The sequence below is a fragment of the Streptomyces sp. NPDC026515 genome (assembly GCF_055567595.1).
On record NZ_JBVHQD010000003.1, the window covers coordinates 256368 to 280582 of the forward strand.

Sequence of the window (24215 nt, forward strand, 5' to 3'; positions counted from 1 at the left end):
CTCTAGGCGAAGGCGATCGAGGTCAGGGGCGCCGGGGCGATGGAGACGCCCGCCCGCCCCAGCACTGCTGCCGGCCGTGAGCCTGCTGGTGTTCGCCACCGCCCAGGGGCCCGGGTGGGACTGGACGGACGTCCGCACCCCGGCTCTGTTCGCGGCAGCGGCCGTGGCCGCCGCCGCGGTCCTCGAACCCACCCTGCACGCCAGGGCGCCGGTGACCGAGAGGCAGGTGTTCGCCGGCAGGCCGTTCGCCGCCGCCGTGGCCCTGTTCCTGTTCTCCGCCGGCCTCGCCGTCGTCCTCCTCAGGACCGCTCTGTTCATGCAGGAGGTCTGGCACTTCAGCCTCCCGCGGAGATCCACCGCCGGTCCGGGGTGACGAGCAGGCCCCCGACAGGTGGACCCGCCGAAGCCGCGATCACGCCCACGCCGGCCCGCGGACCGACCCTGGGGAAGCTCGGCTGGAGCAGGCCGAGCGACCGTCCGCGGTGCAGCCTGTGTGGACATCCCGTCCGCCTCTCCGGAGAAATGGGCTTGGCAACCCTTTTTAGCTGGCCTCCAGAGAACCTCCCGAGGAATGGGTTGTCAAGCCCCTTTCTGTTGTACGGTGGTCGTCATGACCACCACCAGCGAAGTGTCGGGTCAGAAGCTGACCGCCAAGGGGCTGGCCACCCGCGAACGCATCGTCAGGGCAGCCGCCGAGCTGATCTACGAACACGGCGCGCAGAACACCAGCAACGAGCAGATCCGGGAGGCCGCCGGGGTCAGCGGCTCGCAGCTCACGCGCCACTTCCCCACCAAGGAGTCCCTGGTCCGCGCGGTGCTCGCCTGGCAGGCCGACAACATCGTCGCCCGCCACCAGGCACCCGAACTGGGCGAGCTGGACAGCTTCGCCGCCCTGCACCGATGGGCCGACTCCTACATCGCCTCGCAGGACATGCTGCGCGGCGGCTGCACGTTCGGCTCCCTGGCCGCCGAGATCGTCAAGAACGAGGCCTCCCACCGGGACGCGGTGGCCGACGGGTTCGAGAGGTGGCAGGCACTGTTCAGGCGGGGCCTGAACAAGATGCGTGAGCGCGGCGAACTGCGGCCGGAGGCCGACCCGGCCGCGCTCGCCCACCTGCTCGCCGCCGCGTTCCAGGGCGGAGCGCTGCTGGACCAGGCGGCCGGCGAGTCCACACCCCTGCGCGACGCGCTGTACGGAGCCCTCGCCTACATCGAGTCGTTCGCCGCGGAACGCTGACCGTCCAGCGGGGTACGACCACGCAGCCGCGCGGCGGATCTGATCCGGCGGTCGGCGGCGAAGCGCGCGACAAGGGGTCCCGGGCGGATCTCCGGTCGGCCGGACCTGCCCGCCCTTCTCCGAAGCCATACGGCTGGCCCTCTGCTGTCAGCGAATCCGCCTGGCCGGGCGGTGGTCCGGGTGCTTGTGTGTCGGCATGGAGATCCTGGTTCTGGGTGGAACGGCATGGGTGGCCAGGGAGCTGTCGAGGCAGGCGATCGAACGCGGGCACCGGGTGACCTGCCTCGCGCGTGGCGAGAGCGGAGAAGTCGCGGACGGAGCGGTACTGGTCGCCGCCGACCGGTGCGACCCGTCCGCCTACGAGCCCCTGCTCGACCGCGTGTGGGACGCGGTCGTCGAGGTGTCATGGCAACCGGGATTCGTCCGTGGGGCGCTCGACGCGCTGGGCGGCAAGGCCGGGCACTGGGCGTACGTCTCGTCCGGCAACGCCTACGCCTCCCACGCCACGCCGGGGGCGGACGAGTCGGCGGCCCTGCTCGCCCCGACCGACCGGAGCGAGGCCGACCGGGAGTTGTACGGCGAGGCGAAGGTCGCCTGCGAGCAGGCGTCGACGGCCGCTGTGGGCGACCGCCTCCTCATCGCACGAGCCGGGCTCATCGGCGGCCCGGGCGATCACAGCGGGCGCTCCGGCTACTGGGCCGCCCGCGCCGCACGCGATCCGCGAGGACCGATGCTGGTCCCCGACACACCGGCCGTGCCCACCCAGGTGATCGACGTGCGGGACCTCACCTCCTGGCTGCTCGACTCCGCGGAGACGGGGGTCACCGGCACGTACAACGCCGTCGGCCCGGTCGTTCCGTTCGAGGAGTGGATCGACCTTTCCCGCGCGGCGGGCGGTCACACCGGTCCGGTGGTCACCGCCGAACCGGCGTGGCTGCTCGCCAACGGCGTGGCCCAGTACATGGGGTCCGAGTCGCTGGCGATGTGGCTGGTCGAGCCGGGCTGGGAAGGGTGGTCGGCCCGGGACGGGTCTTCGGCGTGCGCTGCCGGACTGCGCCACCGGCCCCGGGCGCAGGTGCTCGCCGACACGCTGCGCTGGGAACGCGAGCAGGGGCTGGACCGGGAAAGGCGCGCAGGCCTCAGCGCGCGGCGCGAGCGCGAGTTGCTCGACGCCCTCGGCTGACGACCGGGCGCTGGACCGGTCTCGCGCACCTGAGCATCAGCACTGGCGCACGCCGTATCGCCCGGTCGGTGCGGGTCTTCACGGTGAGCGGGGTGACGAAGAGACGTTCGTCGAGCCGGGGAAGCGCTGCCGGATCAAGGCCGTACGCCTGGTGGGCCTCGATGCCCGGCATGGCGCTGCCCTCCCCGAGCGCCCGCCTCACGTCGTTGCCCCACCGCGGACATCGCGTCTACCGCGAACGCGGCAGTGTGGATGCCCCCTGACCACCGGCCTGGTCCCTACTCCTTGTCTTTGCGGCGGCGAGGCCCCGCCGAGCGTGGTGGCGTCGAGCGCATGTGGTCGCGCACCGGCGCCAGCAGGCGGGCGAGGGTCTCGACGTCGTCGCGGGAGAGCGGTTCGAACAGCAGGCCGCTGACCACCTCGATGTGGCCGGGCAGTACCCGTGCGAGCAGTGCGCGCCCGGCATCCGTGATGGTGACCGTGATGCTCCGCTCGTCGTCCGCGGAAGGAGCGCGCACGACCAGGCCCGCCTTCTCGAGCGAACCGGCCTGGTAGGTCAGGCCGCTGCGGCTGTAGACGACGCCGTCCGCCAGGTCGGTCATGCGGTGACTGCCCGTCGGCGAGTCACCGAGCCGGGCCAGCAGCTGGAACTGTACGTAGCTGAGATCGCCGGCCTCGCGCAGCTGCTGTTCGACCGCGTGCCGGAGCAGGCTGGTCACCTCGATGAGGTCGAAGTAGGCGCCGAGCTGCACGGGGTCGAGCGAAGGCGGCGAATCATGCATGGCCGGAGTCTACTGCTTCGAATTCGAAGAGTGTGGTACGCCGCCGTCCGGGCCGCGACGGGCGCCCGGTGTGGCGCCAGGAACCCGGTGTCGGGACGAGCCCCTGCGCGTGGAGCCCGGTACCTGTGGTCACCGCCGGGCTCATGGCGCCGACGAGGGTGGACCGGAGGTGACCGAGGGCACTTGCTTCGAATTCGAAGTAGCAGTAGCGTGTTCCCTAATTGCTTCGAGTTCGAAGCAATTACCCTGACGTGAAAGCGGGACTCTGATGAAGGCAGTGCGTTTCCACGAGTACGGCGACCCCGACGTCCTGCGCTTCGAGGATGTCGAACAGCCCGCCCCCGGAGCCGGAGAGGTCCGCATCCGCGTCGCCGGGACGTCGTTCAACTCCGTGGACGGCAACATCCGCGGCGGCTTCATGCGCGGCCCCATCCCGGTGGTGCTGCCGCACACCCCCGGTATCGACGTCGCCGGCACGGTCGACGCGCTCGGTGAGGGCGTGCACGGCGTCGAGGTCGGCGACGACGTTGTCGCCTTCCTGCCGATGGACGGCGACGGAGCCGCCGCGGAGTACGTTCTGGCCCCGGCCGAGATCCTGGCCCCGGCGCCGAAGAGCGTCCCGCTGGCCGACGCCGCCGCGCTGCCGGTGGTGGGCCTGACCGCGTACCAGGCGCTGTTCGACCACGGCAAGCTGACGGCCGGGCAGCGCGTGCTGATCAACGGCGCCGGCGGTGCGGTCGGCGGCTATGCCGTGCAGCTGGCCAAGAACGCCGGTGCCCACGTCATCGCCACAGCCAGCCACCGCAGCGGCGATGCGGTCAGGGCGGCCGGCGCCGACGAGGTCATCGACCGCACCACCACCAGCGTGACCACCGTGGTGACCGAGCCGGTCGACATCGCGCTCAACCTCGCACCGGTCGACCCGGCCGAGCTGGCCGCGTTGGCCACTCTGGTCCGTTCCGGCGGGGTCGTCGTGAACACCACGGTGTGGATGCCCGCCCCCGGCGACGAGGAGCGCGGCGTGCGGGGCATCGACCTGTTCGTCCGCAGCGATGCCGGGCAACTGGCACAGTTGGTGGAATTGATCGACCGCGGCGAGCTGCGCGTCGACGTCGCCGAGCGGGTGCCGCTGGCCGAGCTGGCGTCGCTGCACGCACGAGCCGCCGAGGGCGCGGTGCACGGCAAGGTCGTCGTCGTCCCGTCCGCCGGCTGACGCCGATCCTTCACCGGAGGAAGCGGCCACGGCACTCGGTCCGGATGCCGACATCGCCGTCGTGCCGGCCCCGACGCGGCCGGCACGACAGCGAACCTGTAATTCCCGGCGACGCTGTTCCGCATCGCGTAGGATGGGGTCATCGACGCGGGGTGGAGCAGCTCGGTAGCTCGCTGGGCTCATAACCCAGAGGTCGCTGGTTCAAATCCGGCTCCCGCTACGACAGTTCGGCCCCCTCGGCGCAAGCCGAGGGGGCCGAACGTACGTCAAGCCGACTCCGAGGCGCGGCCGTCGGCCTCTGCGGGTGCACGCGCACTGAGCGCACGCCCTTCACAGCTGCGGCAGGCTCACCACGCTATGGTCGTCTCGAACTTTCGTCCCACCTGAGAAGACGTACCGGTGAACGCCAGGATCAGCCGGATCCACACCAAACTCGCCGCGCTGCCGGAGACGGAGAAGGCCGTCCTCGGCCCCCCGCTCACCGAAGCACAGCTCTCGGAGTTCGAGGAGGGCCATGGCATCCGACTGCCCGAGGAATTCCGCCAGTTCCTCACCCGGATCGGCCACGGGGGATACGGTCCCACCCACGGCCTGCTGCCGATGGAGCAGTGGGTCGGCCGGCAGCCCGGCGTGGGACCGCTCGCCGAGTCGTTCCCGATCGTCCCCGACCTGGACGTTCCGCAAGGGCCCGCTGGCCGAGACGAGTTCACGGGCACGTTCCCCGGCACCATCACGGTCGTCTACCGGGGCTGCAGCGACTTCACGCTGCTTGTCGTCACAGGCCCTGGGCGCGGGCGCCTGGTCGAGGTCAACAGGGAGGGGTTCTTCGCCCCCCGTTTTCACACCGACTCCGACTTCCTGTCCTGGTACGAGCGGTGGCTCGACTTCGTCCTGACCGGGCACCGGGACCTCACCTGGTTCGCCGATCAAATGTCCGGCGACGAGGTGCGGCTTGCGGCCACGCTCCTGGAAGACGGACTCGCGACCAGACGGAGAGCCGCCGCCTGCACGTTCATCACTCACCCGGAGCCGGGCACCGACCTGCTCGGCACGCTGCTGCGGGCACTGACCACCGAGACTCATCCAGCCGTCCGGGAAGCGATTCTCCGTGCCCTGGCCGCCCAGGGGGAACCCGGCCGAGATCTGCTCGCCTCGGCACTCGCCGATCCGGTCCCCGGCATCCGCTCCCTCGCGGCCATCCTGATGACGACGCGCACGCCGGAAGGGTGGGGGCTGCCCGCCCCGCGACGAGAGATCCTCGGCCGGCACCTGGCCGACGAGACGGACGAGGCGGTGCGCGACTCCATCGAGAGAGCGCTCAACATGACGTGACACCGCGCCCAGGTCTGGGATGGACGTCAGCGGCTCAGCGAAAACAGGTCCGGCCGGTGCTGGGCGGAGCCTGGGTGTCAGCCTCGGCCGGTAGCGTCTGCGAGGTGACCGACGACGCTGCTGTCCGGAACCGGCCGGCCGCTCTGCTGCCGGAGGCCGGAGCCCGGGAAGTCAACGACTGCTGGGACATCGGAGAGCAGGAGGCGGGGCTCGGCCTGCTCGTCTCCGGCCTCCTCGGCCACCAGGTGCCGATCAGCGGGACCGTCAGGGCCCAGATCTCCGTACTCGCAGAGACCTGGGGTGAGCGGGAGGCACTCACGCCTCGCATCCTCCACTGCGCTGACGAGGGCATACCCGGGCCCCGTGAAGCTGACCGAAGGCGACGCGAGCACCGTCCCCGAGGCTGTGAGCGCGGTCGAACCGGACCTGGCCGGCCTCGTTCTCGTCCCCTGGATCACCCGCACGCGATGCGGCCGGGTCCTGATGCGCGCCCATGCCCGGGAAAGCTGGGGAGACCTCTCCTGTCCGGCCCGGCATTACGTCATCACCATGCCGAACCGGACCACTGTCGTGCGGCTGTGCCCTGCCGACGCTGCTGACGTGGCCTTCGCGTTCCTTCGGCGGTCGTGTTCGGACGCATCGGGAGAACCAGTGGCTCCGTGACGGATGCGAAGGCGAGTCGATGGCACGGTCGACGGTCGCACGGGGGACCCGTCACATGGAGCCTCCCGCGCCGCAGGCGCCCGATCCCTCATGGAAGCCCCGGGGGCGCCTGCGGCAGACGGGCATCTGCCCTACATTCCCCGCCTCTGCCGGCCCTCAAGTTCCCGCCTGGCGGCGAGCGCCTTCGCCAGTACCTCGGCTCGGTACGGATTCGCGGTGCGCAGGGCCGAGGCCACCGCGACGGCCTCGTCCAACAGTGCCAGCCGCTGCTCGGGCAGCTCCTGCACCAGAGGTGAGAGGCTTGCCTCTACCAGAACGTACGCGAGCTTCGACCCGTACACCTCCGGTTGGACCTGCGTGAGCAGGCGGTAGATCCGCAGGCCCTCGGTGCCGCGTACCACCCGCCGGTTGGCACTGAGCAACTGGACCCTCGCCCGCATGACGATGTCCTGATCCATCGTTCCCCCTCCGTTCCTCACTCCCGCCTGCACCCGTCCCACGACGGGACAGCACGACGAACGTGTCGGCACCCGAGAGGGGATGCCGACACAGACGTCGGAGAGTGGATGACGACGAGTGTGCGGGCGGGCGACCACCCCGGACAAGCCTGAGTGGACGTGCGCTCGGTCCTACCGCAAACCGCGTCCGAGCAGGCATGATGGACCTGACACTCGCTCAAGCCCGCAGCCGGCGCGGCGCGACCGCCGGGGGTGCTGCGGAAGGCGGCTGCGGTGTTGCCGGGCCGGGCGAGGCCCGGCCCGCTCTGAGCGGTTGGGTTTCCGCGGTTGTCAGTCGTCGATCTCGTACCGCCGATCGTCCGGAAGCACCGCAGAGCCTCCGGGCTGCCGTCGTCGAGGACTGCCGGGATCGCGGCCCTGACCTGGTCGTCCGTCAGTTGTCCGCCCCGAACCCAGTCAGACCCGCAGCCCTCACGGTGGCCGGCGGACGAAGCAGGTCGGGTCGTTCGTTCGGTAAAATGAACGCTGGGTTCAATGGATCGGCGCGTACGTTATAGTGAACGTATGGTTCATTCATGCACTGACGGGGATCACCGATGACACCCCCGCCACCTGCCCGCCCTCCGGTGAGCAGTACCTCCGCCGCCGTCGGGGCGAAGATCCGGCTGCGCCGCCAGCAGCGAGGGATGAGCGCGGCGGAGATGGCCCGGCGCGCCGGGCTGAGCAAGGCCACGCTCTCGCAGCTGGAGGCGGGCCGGGGCAACCCGACGATCGACACGCTGGACGCGATCGCGATCGCCCTGCGGATTCCGATCGCGGACCTGTTGGCACGGGACGCGGACACCGGGCCGGTCCACCGGCCGGGTACGGACGCCGAGCCCGGCGAGGTCACCCGCGAACTGCTGCGCCGGATCAGCAGCGGCAACAGCCTGGAGATCTGGCGCCTGCGGATCCGGCCCGAGACCGAGCTGGCCGGCGTGCCCCACGCCACCGGCACGATCGAGCACCTGATCATCTCCAGCGGGTCCGTGACCGCCGGCCCCGTCGACGCCCCGCAAGACCTCGGACCAGGCGACATGCTCGCCTTCGCCGGCGACGCCCCGCACTTCTACCGCACCGGCGCCGAGGCCGTGGACATCACCGTCGTCTTCGCCTCACCCCTCAGCACCTGAACCACGAGGACCCTCACATGAGCACCGCTCCCGGCACCACCCCCTCCGGCCTCTCCTTCAGCAGCGACAACATGGCCGGCGCCTCCCCACGGATAGCCCAGGCCGTCGCCGACGCCGCCCTCGGGCAGGTCCTCCCGTACGGTAACGACCCCTTCACCGCCCGGGCCCGCAACAAGCTCGCCGAAGTCTTCGAACGCGAGGTCGGCGTCTTCCCCGTCTCCACCGGATCCGCCGCCAACGGTCTGGCCCTGGCCGCCCTCACCCCGCCGTGGGGCAGCGTCCTGGCCCACCGCGACAGCCACATCCACCACGACGAATGCGGCGCTCCCGAATTCTTCACCGGCGGTGCCAAGCTGGTCGGCCTGGCCGGTGACGACAGCAAGCTCGACCCCGACGCCCTGCGGACGGCAGTCGGTCGCCGCGCCGGCGACGTGCACAGCATGCAGCCCTCGGTGATGAGCATCAGTCAGGCCACCGAGAGCGGCAGTGTCTACAGCGTCGCCGAGATCCGCGAGCTGTCCGCCATCGCCAAGGAAGCGGGCCTGCGCACGCACATGGACGGTGCCCGGTTCGCCAACGCCCTCGTTCACCTCGGCGTCACCCCGGCCGAGATGACCTGGAAAGCCGGCATCGACGTCCTGTCCTTCGGCGCCACCAAGAACGGCGCGATGACCGCCGACGCCATCGTCTCCTTCGACCCGGCCCTCGCCGACGAACTCGCCTTCCGCACCAAGCGTGGCGGCCAGCTCACCTCCAAGATGCGCTTCCAGACCGCCCAGCTCGATGCCTACCTCACCGACGACCTGTGGCTGCGCAACGCCCGCCGGGCCAATGCCATGGCCACCCGTCTCGGCGACGGCCTCAAGGCCATCCCCGGCATCGGGCTCCTGGCCACCCCGCAGGCCAACATCCTCTTCTGCCGCCTCCCCGCGCACGTCACCGAGGGGCTCCTCGCCGAGGGCTACGCCTTCTACCACGACCGCTGGGAAGAAGGCATCGTCCGCTTCGTCACCGCCTTCTCCCACACCACCGAGGACATCGACCAGCTCCTCGACGCCGTCCGCCGCCACAGTGCCTGAACCCTGGGGTCTCCCGCAGGCGTATCGGAGAACCTGGTCGGCTCGTCGCCGTCCTACAGCCCTCGTCCCGAGCCCCGTGACAGGCACGAGGGCGGTGGGCGAGCGCCCTCAGCCGTTGACCGGATCGAACTCCTCCCATGGGCCGATGGCGGTGCGGTCGGCGATCAGGGGAGCGGCACCGGCGTTCTCGGCGGTGACGTAGTCGCCGTTGGCGTGCGCCTTGAGGAAACGACGGAGCCGGTGCCGGGCGTGCCGCCGCCGTCGATGCCGATCTGCGCGGCACCCAGATGCCTGGCGGTGGTCGCGGGGGAGCCGGAGACCTGTGCGTAGGGCAGCGCGGTGGTGGGGGCCGCGACCGGCTCCACCAGGTAGGACTGGCCGGATACGGCCGGCACGTTGAAGGTGCCGGCGCTGGTGGAGCCAGGCTGCCGCCCCGCACCTGCACGCTCACCCTGGTGTTGCCCCGCACCGCGACGGTGCCGCTGACGTCCCAGCCCGCCGGCCACGCCGGTGCGATCCGCAGGGTGCCGTCGTAGTCCTGCACGAGTGCCTCGCCGAGCGCGGCGGCCACTCCGGAGATCTGCTCGATGCAACCCTCGGTGCCCACGGAACTGCCCAGATCGGCAAGGCCGTTGATGTACACCTGATGAGGTCGTGCATCGCACCGGGGTCATCTGTGTAAGGTCGGGCGAAGTGCGGGGCGGCGGTCGGCGCGACGCAGCCGCACGCCTCCTGCCGGTGGCTGCCCTCGGACCGTGTCAGGTTCGTTCGTCATCCGCCTCCGGCGACCCCTTCAGGCCGCCGAGCGCCAGGACCGTCATGGTCACCGCCGCCCCCGCCGCCACGCCGAATCCGCCCTGCGCACCGCCCGCGTCGACCACCTGTCCCGCGACCGCCGCGGCGGCTGCCGACCCTGCGGCGCTTGCGGAGTTGCCCCAGGTGAACGCCTGGGTGAGGACGGCGCGCGGGACCGCCGACCGAGTGAGGAGCGTGGTCAGGATCAGCAGGACCGGCACGGCGAGACCGGTCAGGGCGAGGGTCGCGCTGACCGCGACAGGCGTGTCGAGGACGGTGAGCGGGAGGGTGGCCAGGGAGAGACCGGCGGCGGCAGCGGCTTGGTGGCGCTGGGGGGAGCCGCTGTGGCGCCATGCTCCGTACGCCCAACCGCCGATCAGACTGGTGCAGTTGGAGGCGAAGTAGAGCGGCGCGGCCGCGCCTGGTGTGCCGCGTCCTACGGCGTATGCGGTGACGGACACCTGCATCGCGCCGAAGAACACTCCGAGTGCGAGGCCGAGCGCGACCTGCCGCAGGAACGCGGGGCGGAACAGCGCCCGTTGGGCACGCCGGCCCTCCGCGCGGTCGGTGAGGGGCGGCATGGTGCGGCGGTTCGCGGACAGGGCGAACCCGCCGCCGACGACCAGCGCGGCGGCGAGCAGCGTTCCGGCATCCGGATGGCCCGCCGCGCCCAGGACGCTCACCAGAACCGGGCCGGTCAGGTAGGACACGCCGTTGGCGAGGGCTTCCAGGGCGAAAGCGGTGGGCAGCGCCGCAGCCCGTTCGCCGGACAGCAGGGCGGACCAGCGGGCGGCGGACAGGGCAGAGAGCTGAGGCAGGGTTGCCCCGACCAGCATCCCGGCGACGAGGTCCGGAACGGCGCCGGCGAGCAGCAGTGCCACGGCCCCGGCATGCGCGCCCAGCGCGCACGGAAGCACACGCGCTTGCCCGAACCGGTCGACGAGGCGTCCGATCTGGGGCCCGGCTACGGCGTCCGCGATGGCGAATCCGCCGGTGACGAGACCCGCGGCGGCATACGACCCGGTGCGTGCGTGCACCAGCCAGACGATGCCGATGCCCGTCATGGCGATGCCCAGACGTCCGACAGAAGAGGGAAGGAAGAAGGCCACGGCACCCGAAGTGCGCAGCAAGGTGCGGTAGTTCGCCGATGCCGAAGGCACGACGCATCCCTTTCGCCGCCCGGCGGGACGCGCCGAACGGGGCGTCGGCGTCCGGAGGTGCCGACCCGTGGCTGCGCCTGAAGCCGTCCAGTGGTGGCGTGGAGCGGGGACGCGCACCCCACGCCGACTCCGTCACCGGGCAGATGTCATACGGTGGTTGAAGATCTCCTCGAGCATAGAGGAACCGTGCACGGAAACGAACGGAGGAGAGGCACTCTTCGGTCGTCCGGCTGTCGGGCGCCCGTCCGGGCCCGTGCGGGGATGCGGAGGCCGATGACCGCGTGTCCGGGGCTTGGGAGCTGTGGTGGAGGGACGAGGACGCCTGGGGGCCTCCGGGGAAGGAACTGCGGGACCTGGAACGCCAGGTCGCCGAGGAGAACGCCCGGCTCCCCGACGGGAGGTACCGCACCCTGGTCTTCCTCGCCCCCCTGAGTCTGCAGAAGGGTGTCTACGACGACCCCCCCGCTCGGCCTGCAGATCCTGCGCGGCGCGATCGCCCAGCAGCATCGGCTGAACGCCGGCGTCCGCCAGAACAAGATGCCCATCCGCCTGCTCATCGCCAACACCGGCCAGTGCTTCCAGTACGGCGCGCGCAACCGCACGGCGCCGAAGGACCCGGACATCGCACAGATGATCATCCGTCGGCAGCGCGCGGACCAATCGCCGCGGTCATAGGCATCACCCAGAGCCGCCCCGAGTCGCTGAAGGCGGTCCAGGAACTCGACCGGGCCGGCATTCCCGTCATCGCCAACGGCGTGTCCGGCAGCATCACGGTCGGACCCCGGTCCCCGCAGCGGTACTTCCAGATATCCGCACCCAACACACGCCTGGGACCCGTCTTCGCCGACTTCATCCGCCCCTCGCCGGAGATCCACCGCCTCACCGGTGACAGGCCCCGCGCCGTCGTCGTCTACGACCCGACGGACACCTCCCTCAGCACCGACCTGAGGAACGTCTTCGTGCGCGCCTACCGGACGTACGGCGGCATCGACGAGGTCACCTACAGCGAGAAACCCGGAGCCACCACACCGGACACCATCGCCACCGACGTGTGCAACAAGGTCTCCGCCACGTACGGGATCGTCGTCTACCTCGCACGGTCGGGTGTACTGCCCGGCTTCCTCAACGCCATCCAGCGCGCGGGCGGTCACTGCCGGCCGCCCCAGGGCACGACCATTTTGCCTGATCGCCGAGAGCGCCCCCATCGACTTCCAGCTCCGCCCCGCGCGGACGGCACGGGCCTACCCGTACATGACGCTCTTCTACGAGACGGCGAACGCCCCCACGTCGGACCCCCGGGATCCGTACGCCCAGTTCACGCAGGACTTCGCAGGTGTCTTCGGGCACCTGAGCGCCGACGCCGACGCGGCCGGCGGGTTCGACACCGTCGGCATCGTCTCCAAGGTCATCGAGAACCTGCTGCCGGCCTCCACGGACGTCCAGCCCAACGACATCTACCTGTGGCTCACCGCCCACGGCGTGTCCCGGTACCCGGGCGCTTCGGGGGTGCCGCAACTGGACGGCAGGAACAAGTAGCCGCCCGACAAGGCGGTCTACATCCGCGAGATCCTCCCACCGGACGGCGCCACCACCACGTTGTTCAGCTGCGGCATCCTGCCCGACCGGCAGAACCGCGCGACGTGGGGCACCGCGCCGGACACCTTCCTGTGCCCCCGTCAGGGCACGGGGTCACCGTCCGGCGGCGTCACGACGTGACGGCCGTACGGCCCGGCCCGTGAGCGTGCCGTGTGCCCGGGGCCTGGCCGGGAGCGCGCCGGTCCAGCCAGCCCTGCTCCGCCGCGAGGAGACCGATCTGGAAACGCGTCTTCGCACCGAGCGCCGTACCCGCGTCGCTGACGTGCTTCTGGACGGTGCGGCGACTGATTCCCAGCGCCCGCGCGATCGCGTCGTCCTTCATGCCGGTCGCCATCAACCCGAGGATCTCCCGGGTCCGTTCGTCGACCGGTACGGCGGCAGGTCGCCGGGGCGGCGCCGTCCGGGCGTGCCCGGCGTTCAGGGACGCGGGGACCGCCTGGTCCCACACCATCTCGAAGAGCGCGGCCAGCGACGCCACCAGCGCGAAGGAATGGACCACCAGCGATCCTGCCGCCGGCCGTTCGGAACGCACCGGCAGCAGTGCCGAGGTCCGGTCGAACACCACCAGTTTCGTCGGCAGGAAGGACGCGAGGCGCAACTCCCCACCACCGGCCGTGCCGCGTGACGCGGTGTCCAGCGACACCGCGTCGGTGAATCCCTCCGTCTCGTACACGGAGCGAAGACGCACCCCCGGACCGACCTCCGGCACCGGTGCGGACGTCCGGTCGGCCGTGACGTAGGGGGGCTTCGCCAGGTGCAGGACCTCGACGGAGCTGCCCCGCAACAGCTGCGCGTAGCGTCCGGCCACCTCCTCACCCTGTTGCAGGACCTCCACCAGGTGCGCGGACCGCGGGGCGGAGGCCGCCTCGTACGCCGCGTAGAGGCGTTCCGCCAGATCCTCTGCCCGGGCCAGTTCGGTGCGACGGCGTGCCAGCAGTGCCCCGAGCGAGGACCGCGGCGGACCGGCCGTCCAGCGGGCGGGCTGTCCGGCGCTCCGCTGCACCAGTGAGACCTCCTCCAGCCGGCGCAGCGCCTGCTCGGCCTTGGCCGTGGACACCCCCGCCACATGCGCCACCGATGCGGTGTCGGCCGGCGGCGACCCCATCAGGTGCTCCAGCAACTGCCCCTCGAACCGGTCCAGTCCGATAGACCCCCAGGGACTGTCCGACGTGACGTCCATACGGTGTGACACTCCTGTGCGCCAAAAAGCGGTACGAACCCAGGCCGGACAACCCGACCGGCCGGACTCGATGGTAGTTCCGGGGCGGATCACCGCGGGCGGTGCCGTGCCCGGTGGGCACGGCACCGCCCGACGGCCGTGACGCGGGGTTCCTAACCGTGGCGGCGCACCCGGAAGTCCACCCGGGTGACCCGGTCGTCGTGCACCGCCGCCGTGTGGGTGAGCGGTGCGTAACCCGGTGCCTCGGCCCGCAGGCCCTGGCGGCCGGAGCGGGGCAGGAACAGCGTGTACAGACCGTCACTCACGTTCGGATCGTCCGGAGTGGCGGCCGTGACCGCGGAGTTGTCCGGGGCGCGAGTGTCGAGGACGGTGGCGCCGACCACGCCCGCGCCGCTCCTCGCGTCCCGGACGGTGCCGACGGCCAGCCCGCCCGGGACCGGTTCCAGGAGGCGGCTCTGGAGGGTGACGTCGTCGAGCGCCCAGTAGTAGCCCCAGTCGGCCACGAAGTGGAAGCGCAGGCGCACGGATCGTTGCCCGGCGTACTGGCGCAGCGGCACGGCGACGCTCAGGTGGTCCTCCGAGCCGCCGACCCTCGGTCCGCCCCAGACGTTCTCCCAGGTCTTTCCGTCGTCCGTGCTGGCGTCCACGGTCATGTGCTGCTGGCTGAGGTTGGCCGTGTAGGCCGTCCGGAAGGTCAGCTCCGCGGACTGCGCGCCCGACAGATCGTAGGCCGGAGAGGTCAGCCGGCTGTCCTGGTGCGGTCCGAACGGTCCCTGGTCGCTCTCCACGACGGCGAAGGAACCGGTTCCTCCGGTGGCGTTGCCGCGCTGGATGGGATCGTCGAACTGCCATCCGTTGCCGGTGCCGGCGGCGTTCGTGACCGTCCAGCCGGCCGGGGCCGCGGTGCTGGAGTCGAAGGTCTCGGTCGCGTCGGCGCGGCGGGGGGTGTAGCCGACCGCGGTGGCGGCGTCCGGGTCGGCGGTCATGGCCACGTTCGCGGTCACCGGCCTGGCCGCCACCGTCACCGCTCGGGTGAGGGGTTCGTAGCCGGGCAGCGCGGCACTGACATCCAGCTTGTAGCCGGCGTTCTTCGGCAGGGTGATGTCGTACGCGCCCGTCACCGGATCGGTCCAGGCCGGGGCCTCGGGCGACCCCTCGACGGAGAGGCGGGCGTAGAGCGGCCAGCCGTGTCCCGAGCCGTCCCTGACCGTGCCGCGGACGTGCACGCGCGGCAGCGGCGCCATGGCGACGTCGTGGGTCACCGCCTGGCCGTCGGCGATGTCGAGGGCGATCGGCGCGGTGGTGCGGTAGCCGAACGCGGTGACGGTCAGGCCGTCGACCCGGCCGGCGGGCAGGTTCAGGGAGTAGGTGCCGTCCTGGAGGGTCGTGGCGACGTCGAGGCCGGTGCCCACGGTGGCTCCGGCGACGGGGCGGCCGGTCCTGGCGTCCTTGACCACGCCGGAGACGGTGCCGCTCGGGCCGCTGCGGAACGCCGCCAGGCCGGACGGTGTGCCGAGTCCGGTCGGTCCGTCGTAACCGGCGCCCGCGGTGCACAGGTACGCGGTGTCGCAGGTGCCGTTCGATCCGCCGGTGATGTCGGTCAGGCCGGCGCCGCCCGCCGCGTAGGGATAGGAGTTCGGGTACGTGCCGGGACGCGGGCTGCCCGCCAGCGCGTACACGGCCGCGATCACGGGCGTGGCGACGCTGGTGCCGCCGTAGCGCTGCCAGCCCGTTCCGGTCGAGCCGAACGTGGAGTACACGGCAACGTTGTCAGCTACGGCCGAGACGTCGGCGACACTGCGGCCGGCGCAGCCGGTGTCCTTCTGGAAGGCGGGCTTCGGCTGATGTGTGGCGCATCCGGAGCCGGGCGCGTAGGTGTCGCGGTTCCAGACGGTCTCGGACCATCCGCGGGCACTGGACGGATCGGCGACCAGGTCCGTGCCGCCGACCGAGGTCACCGTGGACAGGGTCGCGGGGAAGGCGACCCCGTATCCGTTGTCCCCGCTCGCCGCCACCACGGCGACACCGGGATGGTCGTAGGAGGCGCCGTACGTCGCCTGGTCGGTGTCGGAGTCACCGCTTCGGCCATAGGAGTTGGAGACGTACTTGGCGCCGAGGGCGACCGCTCTGTCGACCCCGGCCGCGAGGTTGTCGAGGCCGTCGTTGTCGGTCTCCACGAGGATGATGTGCGCCTGCGGGGCGGCGGCGGAGACCATCTCCAGGTCGAGGGCGATCTCGCCGGCCCAGGAGTCGCTCGTCATGGGGTAGGCGGTACCGCCGCGCTGGTCCACCTTGTCGAAGCAGCCGTTCGCCGTGGTGCACGGCGGAAGCCCGAACTGGGCGCGGTAGACGGCGAGATCCGCTTCGGCGTTGGGGTTGTCGTACGCGTCGACGATCGCGATCGTCCGCCCCGCTCCGCCGTCGGACGGCAGGTCGTAGGCGCTGCGGATGTCCTGCGGTCCCAGCCCCGCCGGAGTCTGGGCCGCACTCAGGCGGGCCGTCCCGCCCGGTGTGCGCATGGCGTAGCAGGCCGCGTGCCCCGGGGCGGGGGTGCCGCCGCACAGGGGCGTGAGGTCGGCCCCGGAGACGTCGGTCTCGGCACCGGCCGTGCCGAGCCGCGTCGATGAGGCGGCCGGGTGCGGCTCGGGGCGGGTTCCGGCGTGCGCGGCGGGCTGGACACCCAGCAGGGCCACCGCCGCGACGCCGAGGAGCGCGGCGCCGCGCCGCAGAGCGCGAAGCGCGGGATGTGCGGGAAAGTCGCTCTCCGCGCGTTTGGATATCGTCATGTTCCACCTGTGGCGATATGGCCTTCACAAGAGGGCCGGTGGCAGGAAATGTGTAGGCGCTGATGCGCAGCGCTAATTAGCTGCCGTGCACGGTGCGACTGTCAATGCGTGGCCTGTTACGAGTGCATGTCCCCGCTACAAGTGGCCGGAAAAGGGGGAGTTGATGCATATTTTCGCGGTAGCTCGGCCGCTATGGGCTCGGTAAGCCGCCTCGCGATTCTCACTTGTGCAGCCGCACGAATGTCCTGTCTTCCGCCATTGCCCATGCGGACCGCCCGGTTGCACAATCCATTCGGGTGCGTACCTGGCGCGGCGGATATCCGGCTCTCCATTCGGGGCGAATTCAAATTGGTGCGCAGCGCCGCGACGGTATTCGGACGTGCCTCGCAGAGCGTCGGTGGGCGCCTTTCCGGCTGCGGCGGTCAGCGGGAGGCGAGAAGGGTCTCGGACTCGACTCGGTGAGTTTTTCGGGGTTGCGGACGTAGTAGAGGCGGGTGACACGGGCGTTCTCGACGCTGAAGGCCAGCACGCCGTCGATGGCGCCGTCCACGCGCAGGACGAGTGCGGGGCTGCCGTTGACCGTGGTCGGCTCGCTGGTGAAGGTGCCACCGGCCTTGGCGACACTGCCGGCCAGGTAACGGAGCACCTTGTCGGCGCCGACGACCGGCCGCAGGGCCGTCAGCCTGAGGCCGCCGCCGTCGCTGACGAACACCACGTCCGGGGCGAGTACGTCGAGCAGTCCCTGGAGGTCTCCGGTCCCAGGCCCGTGGGAGGCGGTCGGCCGGCGGGGTCAGGTGCGGCGTGGGCGGTGGCCGGGGATGTCGCCGACGTCCTGTTGCCGGCCCCCGGGCGTGAGCGTCTTGCGGGTGATTGCGCAGATGCGCTCGATGGCATCGTCGACGTTCATGTCCCACAGCCGTGTGGGAACGTCTCCGGCCGGGCCGACAAGGGGACCCTGGCCGCGGGCGGCGCCGACGGCCGGGGCGTGTCCGTCCGGGCCGGACGCCGCCGAGTCGATCCGGGTGGGAGTCCGCCCCTCGAGTACGGGCTGTGCGGCCCACGGGACACCCCGAGGCCGAGGAGGCTCCTGCGCAGTCGTGCGCGGGTTACTTCAGGTTGAGTACGTCTGCGGCCGACACCTTCAGCGAGGTGGTCGTGGTGCCGGGGAAGTACCAGCGCCAGCTGCCGGCCGACGCGACCGTCACCCTGGTGCTCAGCTTTCCGGCGTCGCCGGTGGTCACGGTCCTGACCGTGCTGTAGTGGGCGGCGCCCTTCTTGCGGAACTGGAGCTTGACCTGCTGCCCGGTGAACCCGTGGTACTTCAGGTCTTCCCAGTTGGCCCGTGACAGCTTGCCGGTGATGGTGGCCTTGGCGCCCTTGGCGACCTTCTCGGGTGCGATCACCGTGGTGAGTCGAGCCGCCCGCTTGACCTTGTACTCGGCGATGTGGTCGCAGATCCAGTAGTCACCGTCGTTCGCCTTGACGGTGGCGTCGACCCGCCAGACCCCGGCGACCCTGTTGCTGTCGATGTCGTCGCTGTCGGGAATCCAGGCGGGGACGATGGTGATGGTGGCCCGGCACACCGAGGTGGTCGAGCTCTTCTTCGTGCAGGACGAGTCGGAGTCCCAGGCCGCGAAGGTGTAGGCGTTCGTCTTGTTGAAGGTGAGGACGTCCGTGAGTTTCTTGACTCCCGAGTTGTCCTTGACGGTGATGTCGATCGGGTAGCGGATCGTCTTCGACGTTCCCACGATGACGTTGCCGCCGCCGTTGACGACGGTCTTCACCACCCGGACGTCGCCCCGCCCCTCCGCGTGCGCTCCGGTCGCCGTCGTCACCACCAGCGCCGCAGCCCCGCCGGCCGCGGCCCAGGCCGTTCTGCCTCGCATGATCCTCCCCTTGTCGTGTGCGTGCGAGGAGAGGTTATGTGATCAGCGTCCTCGCCATGCCGCACGGATCCACCGGGGCCGCTGTGAGAGGGCTGTACTCGCGTCGAGCCGGGAGAACACGTGGACGTTGCTGAACACGAACTGATCCATCCCTGGGAAGGCGTTCTTGTCACGCCCGCGCGCGGCAGTGACGTCGGCGTTCTGGTCCTGGCCGGTTCCAGCGGACGTATCGAGCACGAGAGAGCACGCATCCTCGCCCGGCAGGGCGTCATCGCTCTGTCCATCCGTTGGTTCGGCGGACCAGGACAACCCCGGGGAATCTGTGAGATCCCCTTGGAGACCTTCACCGCCGCGGTCGACCTCCTCATCGCGAACGGGGCCCGGCGCGTCGGCATCCTCGGTGTCTCCAAGGGAGCTGAAGCAGCTCTGCTGACGTCCGTGCACGATCCGCGCGTGGACGTTGTCATCGCGGTGTCACCCACCTCGCGAGTCTGGTGCAATGTGGGCCCGGGCACGGATGGGGAGCAGCGCCCGTATCGCTCTTCGTGGACTTGGCAGGGGCAGGCTCTGCCTTTTGTTCCCATGGATGATTCCTGGACCCCCGCCGGCCCGGAAAACGGTCCGGTCGCCATCCGTGGATGGTACGAAGCCAGCGAGCGGCGTTTCGCTCACCTGCTCCCTCGGGCGCAGATCCCCGTCGACAGAGCGCGGGCCGATCTGGTGCTCGTCGCCGGCGGCGACGACGCGATGTGGCCCTCTCTCCCCTTCGCCGGACAACTGGCGGCACGCCGGCGCTCAGCCGGGACCACCGCCCATCTGATCGCCCGCCAGGACGCCGGCCACCGACCACGCTTTCCCGGCGAGAGCCCGGCGTCGGCCTCCCCGCACTTCCTTTACGGAGGCACGCCAAGAGCGGACGCGCTCCTGGGAGAGGCTGCGTGGCCGCACATCCTCGACAGGCTAGCCAGGACAGCTCCCTCCGGTTGGTGACCTGCCTCGGCCTCCCCCGAGGCGGCGAAGTACTCGTCGGCGACGGTCCGGTCCAGGGGCTCGCCCTCGGCCGCGGGCCCGCAGCCCGTGCAGCGGCGTTTCCCCGCGGCCTCGATACGGCATCCGGGCGATCACTCGGGCGTGATCAGCCAGAAGTCGGCAGAGGTGAGGAAGAGTCCTCCAGGGAGGCGCTGGTGCAACACGGCGCTCCGGACCCTGGAGGAGACGATCGTATGAACGGTAGCGGTGACGCTGACGAACATGTACCCGTGCTGATCGCCGGGGGAGCGCTCGTGGGACTGTCCGCATCGTTGTTCCTCGGGCGCCTCGGCATCCGCCACCAGGTCGTCGAACGCCGTACGACGCTGTCGGAGCACCCGCGCGGCCGGCGCACCAACATGCGGACGATGGAACTCTTCCGGACCGCGGGCCTGGAGCCGGCGATCCGCCGGGCGGCGGGAAACCTGTCACACAACCGGGGAATCCTCCGGGTGGACACGCTGCACGGCGAACACCGCGAGTGGTTGCAGGCGCCGGTCACCGGCAGCCCGCCCGAGCACGGTCTCTGTTCCGCGGTTCGCTGCGACTGCCCCCAGAGCGACCTCGAACCGGTACTGCTGCGGGGCACCAGGGAACTCGGCGGGGACGTACGGTTCGCGACGGAGCTGACGTCGTTCACACAGGACGATCGCGGTGTGACGGCTGTCGTGCGCGACACGGGATCCGGTGAATCCCGCACGCTGCGCGCGGACTACCTGATCGCCGCCGACGGCCCGCGCAGCACCGTCCGCGAGCGGCTCGGCATCGGGCAGACGGGACCGGGAGTCCTGTTCCACCGCCTCAGCGTCGTGTTCCGCAGCCGGATGTTGCGCGAGATGGTGGGGGAGGACCATTTCGTCCTGTGCTACGTCACCGATCCTGCCGGCCAGGGTGTGCTCCAGCCCGTGGACGACAAGGAGTGCTGGATCTTCCAGCTGCCCTGGTTCCCCGAGAAGGGACAGACGGCCGAGGACTTCACCGACGAACTGTGCACCGAGCACATCCGCGCGGCGGCCGGGATGCGCGACCTGGACATCGAGATCACCAGCAAGGCGCCCTGGTGCGCGGCGGAGCGGCTGGCGGACGGCTACCGCGACGGCAGGGTGTTCCTCGTCGGCGACTCGGCACACGAAATGCCGCCGACCGGAGCCTTCGGCGCCAACGTCGGCATTCAGGACGCACACAACCTCGCGTGGAAGGTCGCCGCCGTCCTGCGCGGCTGGGCGGACCCCCGCCTGCTCGACACCTACGAGGCCGAGCGCCGCCCGCTGGCCCAGGCCATCAGCACACGGTCGACCTCCCAGGCGCGCAGCGACCAGAACTCCGGCTACACCGCCAGGAAATCGGCGGGGTACTCCGAGGTACCGATCACGGTGGCGCTCGGATACCGCTACACGTCCGCGGCGGTGGCCGGTGCCGGCGGACCCGTCGTCCCCGATCTGCTGCGCCTGTGCGCCGACCCGGGCAGCCGCGCCCCCCACATGCAGGTCGTACGCGGTGGTGAGGCCCTCTCCACCATCGACCTGTACGAGGACTCCTTCGTCCTGCTCTGCGGGCGCCCGGACTGGGCCGAAGCCGCGCGCGGGACGGCCGGACGGCTGGGTGTGCCGATCGAGGCCTACCTCATGGGCAGGGGAGACGCATTCGACCTCGACACCGGAGAGGGCCCCGACTGGTCGGCCGTACACGGGACGACACCCGACGGCGCGGTCCTCGTGCGCCCGGACGGCTTCGTGGCCTGGCGATCCGACGACGGACCGGCAGCCGACGGACGTGAACTGGACGACGTGATCAGGCGGCTGCTCGGACGGTGAACGACGGCCCAGGTCGGCCGCTTCACGGGGTTGGGCGGCGGCCCATGGGCTCGTCCTGGTGCACCGGCGCCGGCATGCCGGCGACCGGCCACCGCCCTGGGCACGGAAGTGTGGCAGCACCCTGCGCGGCAGGTGAAGAGGTACGGCGTGCGGTTCACGCTGGCCCCCGACCTGATGAAGATCGCGCTCGGCGCCGCGCCGGCCCGGGACGCCGCGGCCGAACGCGTCCGCAACCCGCTCGGCGAACCCGAGGTGCAGCGCGCGGCAATGCACCGCCGGTCGGTCGTCACCGCCGTGACCGCTCTCACCAGCGCTCTCACCAGCCACGCCGACGCAGCGAAGGGGAGGCGACCCCATGACACCGGGAGAGCCGACGGCCGGACACCGTCGGTCGGGGTGACGGTGCAGGACCTGTCCGGCGTCGGCGGAACGTTCCAGCCTCGGCGAGGCGTGTCCGTGCATAGGGAAACTGAACACAAGAGCCGTCGCGAAGCCGTCACCGGTGCCGCGGGGTGCCTGACGGCGGTACTCGGTGCGCCGGCGGGTTTCGCGGTCTGCCTCCCGTACGGCCGGAAGGGCCTTCTCGGCGCTTTCGAGGGCGAGACCACCCCGGACGTGATCCTGCTGGGCCTGCCGGTCCTGGTGTTCGGCGGGACCGCCGCCGCCCTCGCTGCTCTCGCCGCCGTACGGGGCCGGCGGCGTGCCGCGCTCTGACTGGCGACGGCCGTCGCGGGGCTCGCCGCCCTCGGTTACGGCTTCGACGTCCTGGCCGGTCCGCGGGCGACACGGGACCGCGGGTCGCCTTGCCGAGCTCGCCGTGAATCCACCGATCGTTCCAGCGGGATACGAGGAGCCGCCCCCCGCAGCTGAGGTGCGTTCTTGCATCGACTAATCGAACGAACTAGTCTGTTCGATTAAGGAGGTGCGGTCATGGTGACGCAGATCAGGAAGACGAAGTCCGAGGAGCGGATCCTCGCCGCGGCGGCCGAGCTGTTCTACGCGAACGGACTGCGCGGGGTGGGGATAGAGCAGGTCATCGCGGCGTCAGGCGTCGCGAAGTCGACGCTGTACGTGCACTTCCGCACCAAGGAGGAGCTGGTCGCGGCCTACCTGCGCAGGACGGACGACTCCTGGACGGCTCAGTTGCAGGGCGCCGCCGCTCGCGCGGGGGACGACCCGCGCGAGCAGCTCGTCGGGCTCTTCGACGCACTGACGGACGCCTTCGACCGGCACGGCTTCTTCGGATGCCCGTTCGTCAGCGCGGCGGTCGAGGCCGACCTCGACTCGGAGGCCCGGGCCATCACCGTGCAGCACACGCGACGCCGTCAGGCATGGCTGACCGAGGTGAGCGAGAAGGCCGGCGCAGCCACCCCCGAATCGCTGGCCCGGCACATCGGCCTCCTGATAGACGGTGCGCTGGCTTCCGGGCGCCTGCTCCAGGACCGCACCGTCGTGGACGAGGCGAAGTCCGCGGCTCGCCTGCTTGTCGCCGGCCACCTGTGATCGCACACCCGCGCGCGGTGGGACTGCAGCCGTCGGACGCCCGCGGCTTTCCGGGCAGTCCTTTCCGCGTCGCCCCCATATTCACCTGACAAAACGGAAAGAGGCGCAGTCATGCGCGCAGTGGTCCTGCAAGAGTTCGGTACTCCGCTGATCCTGAGCGAGGTCGAAAAGCCCACCGCCGGCCCGGGCCAGGTGCTGGTCAAAGTCGAGGCCAGCGGCGTCAACCCGCTGGACACCAAGATCCGGGCGGGCAAGGCCGCCCATGCCAAGAGCGCGCTGCCCGCCGTGCTCGGCATGGACCTCGCCGGCGTGGTCGAGGAAATCGGCGCGGGCGTCACCGACTTCGCCCCCGGCGACGAGGTCTACGGCATGACCGGTGGCGTCGGTGGTCTGCAGGGCTCGCTCGCCGAATACGCCTCCGTCGACGCCCGCCTGCTCGCCCGCAAGCCGGCCTCGCTCACCATGCGCGAGGCCGCCGCCCTGCCTCTGGTCTTCATCACGGCCTGGGAGGGACTGGTCGACCGGGCGCGGGTCCACCCGGCGCAGAAGGTCCTCATCCACGGCGGTGCCGGCGGAATCGGCCACGTGGCCGTCCAGATCGCCCGTGCCCGCGGCGCCGAGGTCTTCGCCACCGCGTCGCCCGCGCGGCTGGAGGTCGTCAGGAGCCTGGGGGCGACGCCGATCGACTACACCACCACCGGCGTGGACGAGTACGTCGCCAAGTACACCGCGGGAGAGGGCTTCGACATCGTCTTCGACACCGTCGGCGGTCCGGTGCTCGACGCGTCCTTCACGGCGGTACGCACCTACACCGGACACGTCCTGAGCGCCCTGGGCTGGGGCACCCACAGCATCGCCCCTCTCTCCTTCCGCGGAGCCACCTACTCCGGTGTCTTCACCCTGTTGCCGATGCTGACCGGCCACGGTCGGGAGCACCATGGAGAGATCATGCGTGAGGCGGCCGCGCTCGCCGACGCGGGGACACTCAAGCCCCGGCTCGATCCCCGGCAGTTCACGCTCGCCACCGTCGCCGACGCCCACGCGGCCGTGGAGAACGGCACCGCCCAGGGCAAGATCGTGGTCGACATCGACTGACGCTCGTCCATGCGCCACCGGCCGACCTGCAGACGCGTCCGACCACGGCCGGCCGACGACGTCGGTACCAGGGGCACGTACACGGCATGCGGTTCGGTCCAGCCGGTGAGTCGGGCGGACGTTGTGGCCGACCGGTACGTCGACGCATCTCCGACGCCGCCCGATGGGCGCTCGTGGCGTACATGCCGAGTATGCAGGTGCGGGTCGCCGTCCGGACATGCAACGCGTCCCGCACACCCAGTTGCGTCCTCC

Annotated in this window: 23 protein-coding genes and 1 tRNA gene; 16 read left to right on the forward strand and 8 right to left on the reverse strand. The window is 71.0% G+C overall.

Features of this window, described 5'->3' with window-relative positions:
- Positions 1–76 precede the first annotated feature (76 nt).
- From ACZ4O3_RS07240 to ACZ4O3_RS07250, 3 genes are all read left to right on the forward strand, one after another.
- Complete coding sequence (locus ACZ4O3_RS07240; protein WP_467721511.1) at positions 77–373, forward strand: hypothetical protein; 297 nt, start codon at positions 77–79, stop codon at positions 371–373.
- Positions 374–610: 237 nt separating this feature from the next.
- Positions 611–1237 (forward strand): TetR/AcrR family transcriptional regulator, encoded by a 627-nt coding sequence (locus ACZ4O3_RS07245; protein ID WP_467721512.1) that lies wholly within the window; start codon positions 611–613, stop codon positions 1235–1237.
- A 196-nt stretch (positions 1238–1433) separates the two neighbouring features.
- Positions 1434–2420 carry an NAD-dependent epimerase/dehydratase family protein gene (locus ACZ4O3_RS07250; RefSeq protein WP_467721513.1) on the forward strand — a complete coding sequence of 329 codons (987 nt, stop codon included), beginning with the start codon at positions 1434–1436 and terminating at the stop codon, positions 2418–2420.
- A 278-nt stretch (positions 2421–2698) separates the two neighbouring features.
- On the opposite strand, the gene ACZ4O3_RS07255 is transcribed toward ACZ4O3_RS07250, so the two are convergent.
- Entirely contained in the window at positions 2699–3202 is a 504-nt protein-coding gene (locus ACZ4O3_RS07255; RefSeq protein ID WP_362729430.1) for a MarR family winged helix-turn-helix transcriptional regulator, read from the reverse strand.
- Between the two features lie 268 nt (positions 3203–3470).
- On the opposite strand from ACZ4O3_RS07255, the gene ACZ4O3_RS07260 reads away from it, so the two are divergent.
- From ACZ4O3_RS07260 to ACZ4O3_RS07275, 4 genes are all read left to right on the forward strand, one after another.
- The gene (locus ACZ4O3_RS07260; RefSeq protein ID WP_467721514.1) at positions 3471–4415 is read left to right on the forward strand and encodes an NADP-dependent oxidoreductase; all 945 of its coding nucleotides are present in this window, start codon (positions 3471–3473) and stop codon (positions 4413–4415) included.
- Between the two features lie 146 nt (positions 4416–4561).
- Positions 4562–4635: transfer RNA gene (locus tag ACZ4O3_RS07265), tRNA-Met, on the forward strand.
- Between the two features lie 179 nt (positions 4636–4814).
- Positions 4815–5747 (forward strand): SMI1/KNR4 family protein, encoded by a 933-nt coding sequence (locus ACZ4O3_RS07270; protein WP_467721515.1) that lies wholly within the window; start codon positions 4815–4817, stop codon positions 5745–5747.
- 363 nt (positions 5748–6110) lie between these two features.
- Positions 6111–6410: a hypothetical protein gene (locus ACZ4O3_RS07275; protein WP_467721516.1), complete on the forward strand. Its 300-nt coding sequence runs from the start codon at positions 6111–6113 to the stop codon at positions 6408–6410.
- A gap of 131 nt (positions 6411–6541) precedes the next feature.
- Here ACZ4O3_RS07275 and ACZ4O3_RS07280 read toward each other — a convergent pair whose 3' ends face one another.
- Positions 6542–6868: a hypothetical protein gene (locus ACZ4O3_RS07280; protein WP_467721517.1), complete on the reverse strand. Its 327-nt coding sequence runs from the start codon at positions 6866–6868 to the stop codon at positions 6542–6544.
- A gap of 626 nt (positions 6869–7494) precedes the next feature.
- Here ACZ4O3_RS07280 and ACZ4O3_RS07285 point away from each other — a divergent pair.
- Positions 7495–8040 (forward strand): helix-turn-helix domain-containing protein, encoded by a 546-nt coding sequence (locus ACZ4O3_RS07285; protein WP_467721518.1) that lies wholly within the window; start codon positions 7495–7497, stop codon positions 8038–8040.
- Between the two features lie 17 nt (positions 8041–8057).
- Positions 8058–9119: a threonine aldolase family protein gene (locus ACZ4O3_RS07290; protein ID WP_467721519.1), complete on the forward strand. Its 1062-nt coding sequence runs from the start codon at positions 8058–8060 to the stop codon at positions 9117–9119.
- A gap of 164 nt (positions 9120–9283) precedes the next feature.
- Here the strand turns inward: ACZ4O3_RS07290 and ACZ4O3_RS07295 are convergent, their stop codons facing one another.
- Both ACZ4O3_RS07295 and ACZ4O3_RS07300 read right to left on the reverse strand, forming a co-directional pair.
- A complete protein-coding gene (locus ACZ4O3_RS07295) occupies positions 9284–9514 on the reverse strand; it encodes a hypothetical protein (RefSeq protein ID WP_467721520.1) in 231 nt (76 codons plus the stop codon).
- A gap of 363 nt (positions 9515–9877) precedes the next feature.
- Positions 9878–11074 carry an MFS transporter gene (locus tag ACZ4O3_RS07300; RefSeq protein WP_467721521.1) on the reverse strand — a complete coding sequence of 399 codons (1197 nt, stop codon included), beginning with the start codon at positions 11072–11074 and terminating at the stop codon, positions 9878–9880.
- Positions 11075–11518: 444 nt separating this feature from the next.
- Between ACZ4O3_RS07300 and ACZ4O3_RS07305 the strand changes: the two genes are divergently transcribed.
- A complete protein-coding gene (locus tag ACZ4O3_RS07305) occupies positions 11519–11749 on the forward strand; it encodes a hypothetical protein (RefSeq protein ID WP_467721522.1) in 231 nt (76 codons plus the stop codon).
- A gap of 576 nt (positions 11750–12325) precedes the next feature.
- Complete coding sequence (locus ACZ4O3_RS07310; protein WP_467721523.1) at positions 12326–12610, forward strand: hypothetical protein; 285 nt, start codon at positions 12326–12328, stop codon at positions 12608–12610.
- 169 nt (positions 12611–12779) lie between these two features.
- On the opposite strand, the gene ACZ4O3_RS07315 is transcribed toward ACZ4O3_RS07310, so the two are convergent.
- From ACZ4O3_RS07315 to ACZ4O3_RS07330, 4 genes are all read right to left on the reverse strand, one after another.
- On the reverse strand, positions 12780–13850 hold the full coding sequence (locus ACZ4O3_RS07315) for a helix-turn-helix transcriptional regulator (protein WP_362727934.1): 1071 nt from the start codon (positions 13848–13850) through the stop codon (positions 12780–12782).
- A gap of 152 nt (positions 13851–14002) precedes the next feature.
- Positions 14003–16636, reverse strand: a complete 2634-nt coding sequence (locus tag ACZ4O3_RS07320) for a carboxypeptidase regulatory-like domain-containing protein (RefSeq protein ID WP_467721524.1) — start codon at positions 16634–16636, stop codon at positions 14003–14005.
- 343 nt (positions 16637–16979) lie between these two features.
- A complete protein-coding gene (locus tag ACZ4O3_RS07325; protein ID WP_467721525.1) occupies positions 16980–17351 on the reverse strand; it encodes a hypothetical protein in 372 nt (123 codons plus the stop codon).
- Positions 17352–17742: 391 nt separating this feature from the next.
- A complete protein-coding gene (locus ACZ4O3_RS07330; RefSeq protein ID WP_467721526.1) occupies positions 17743–18522 on the reverse strand; it encodes a hypothetical protein in 780 nt (259 codons plus the stop codon).
- A 120-nt stretch (positions 18523–18642) separates the two neighbouring features.
- Between ACZ4O3_RS07330 and ACZ4O3_RS07335 the strand changes: the two genes are divergently transcribed.
- The 5 genes from ACZ4O3_RS07335 (at position 18643) to ACZ4O3_RS07355 (ending at position 23963) form a co-directional block, all read left to right on the forward strand.
- Positions 18643–19512 carry an alpha/beta hydrolase gene (locus ACZ4O3_RS07335; protein ID WP_467721527.1) on the forward strand — a complete coding sequence of 290 codons (870 nt, stop codon included), beginning with the start codon at positions 18643–18645 and terminating at the stop codon, positions 19510–19512.
- 233 nt (positions 19513–19745) lie between these two features.
- The gene (locus ACZ4O3_RS07340; RefSeq protein ID WP_467721528.1) at positions 19746–21365 is read left to right on the forward strand and encodes an FAD-dependent oxidoreductase; all 1620 of its coding nucleotides are present in this window, start codon (positions 19746–19748) and stop codon (positions 21363–21365) included.
- A 132-nt stretch (positions 21366–21497) separates the two neighbouring features.
- Complete coding sequence (locus tag ACZ4O3_RS07345; RefSeq protein WP_467721529.1) at positions 21498–22079, forward strand: hypothetical protein; 582 nt, start codon at positions 21498–21500, stop codon at positions 22077–22079.
- A gap of 216 nt (positions 22080–22295) precedes the next feature.
- The gene (locus tag ACZ4O3_RS07350; protein ID WP_362721664.1) at positions 22296–22868 is read left to right on the forward strand and encodes a TetR/AcrR family transcriptional regulator; all 573 of its coding nucleotides are present in this window, start codon (positions 22296–22298) and stop codon (positions 22866–22868) included.
- Between the two features lie 111 nt (positions 22869–22979).
- Positions 22980–23963: a zinc-dependent alcohol dehydrogenase family protein gene (locus ACZ4O3_RS07355; protein ID WP_467721530.1), complete on the forward strand. Its 984-nt coding sequence runs from the start codon at positions 22980–22982 to the stop codon at positions 23961–23963.
- The last annotated feature ends 252 nt before the right edge of the window (positions 23964–24215 follow it).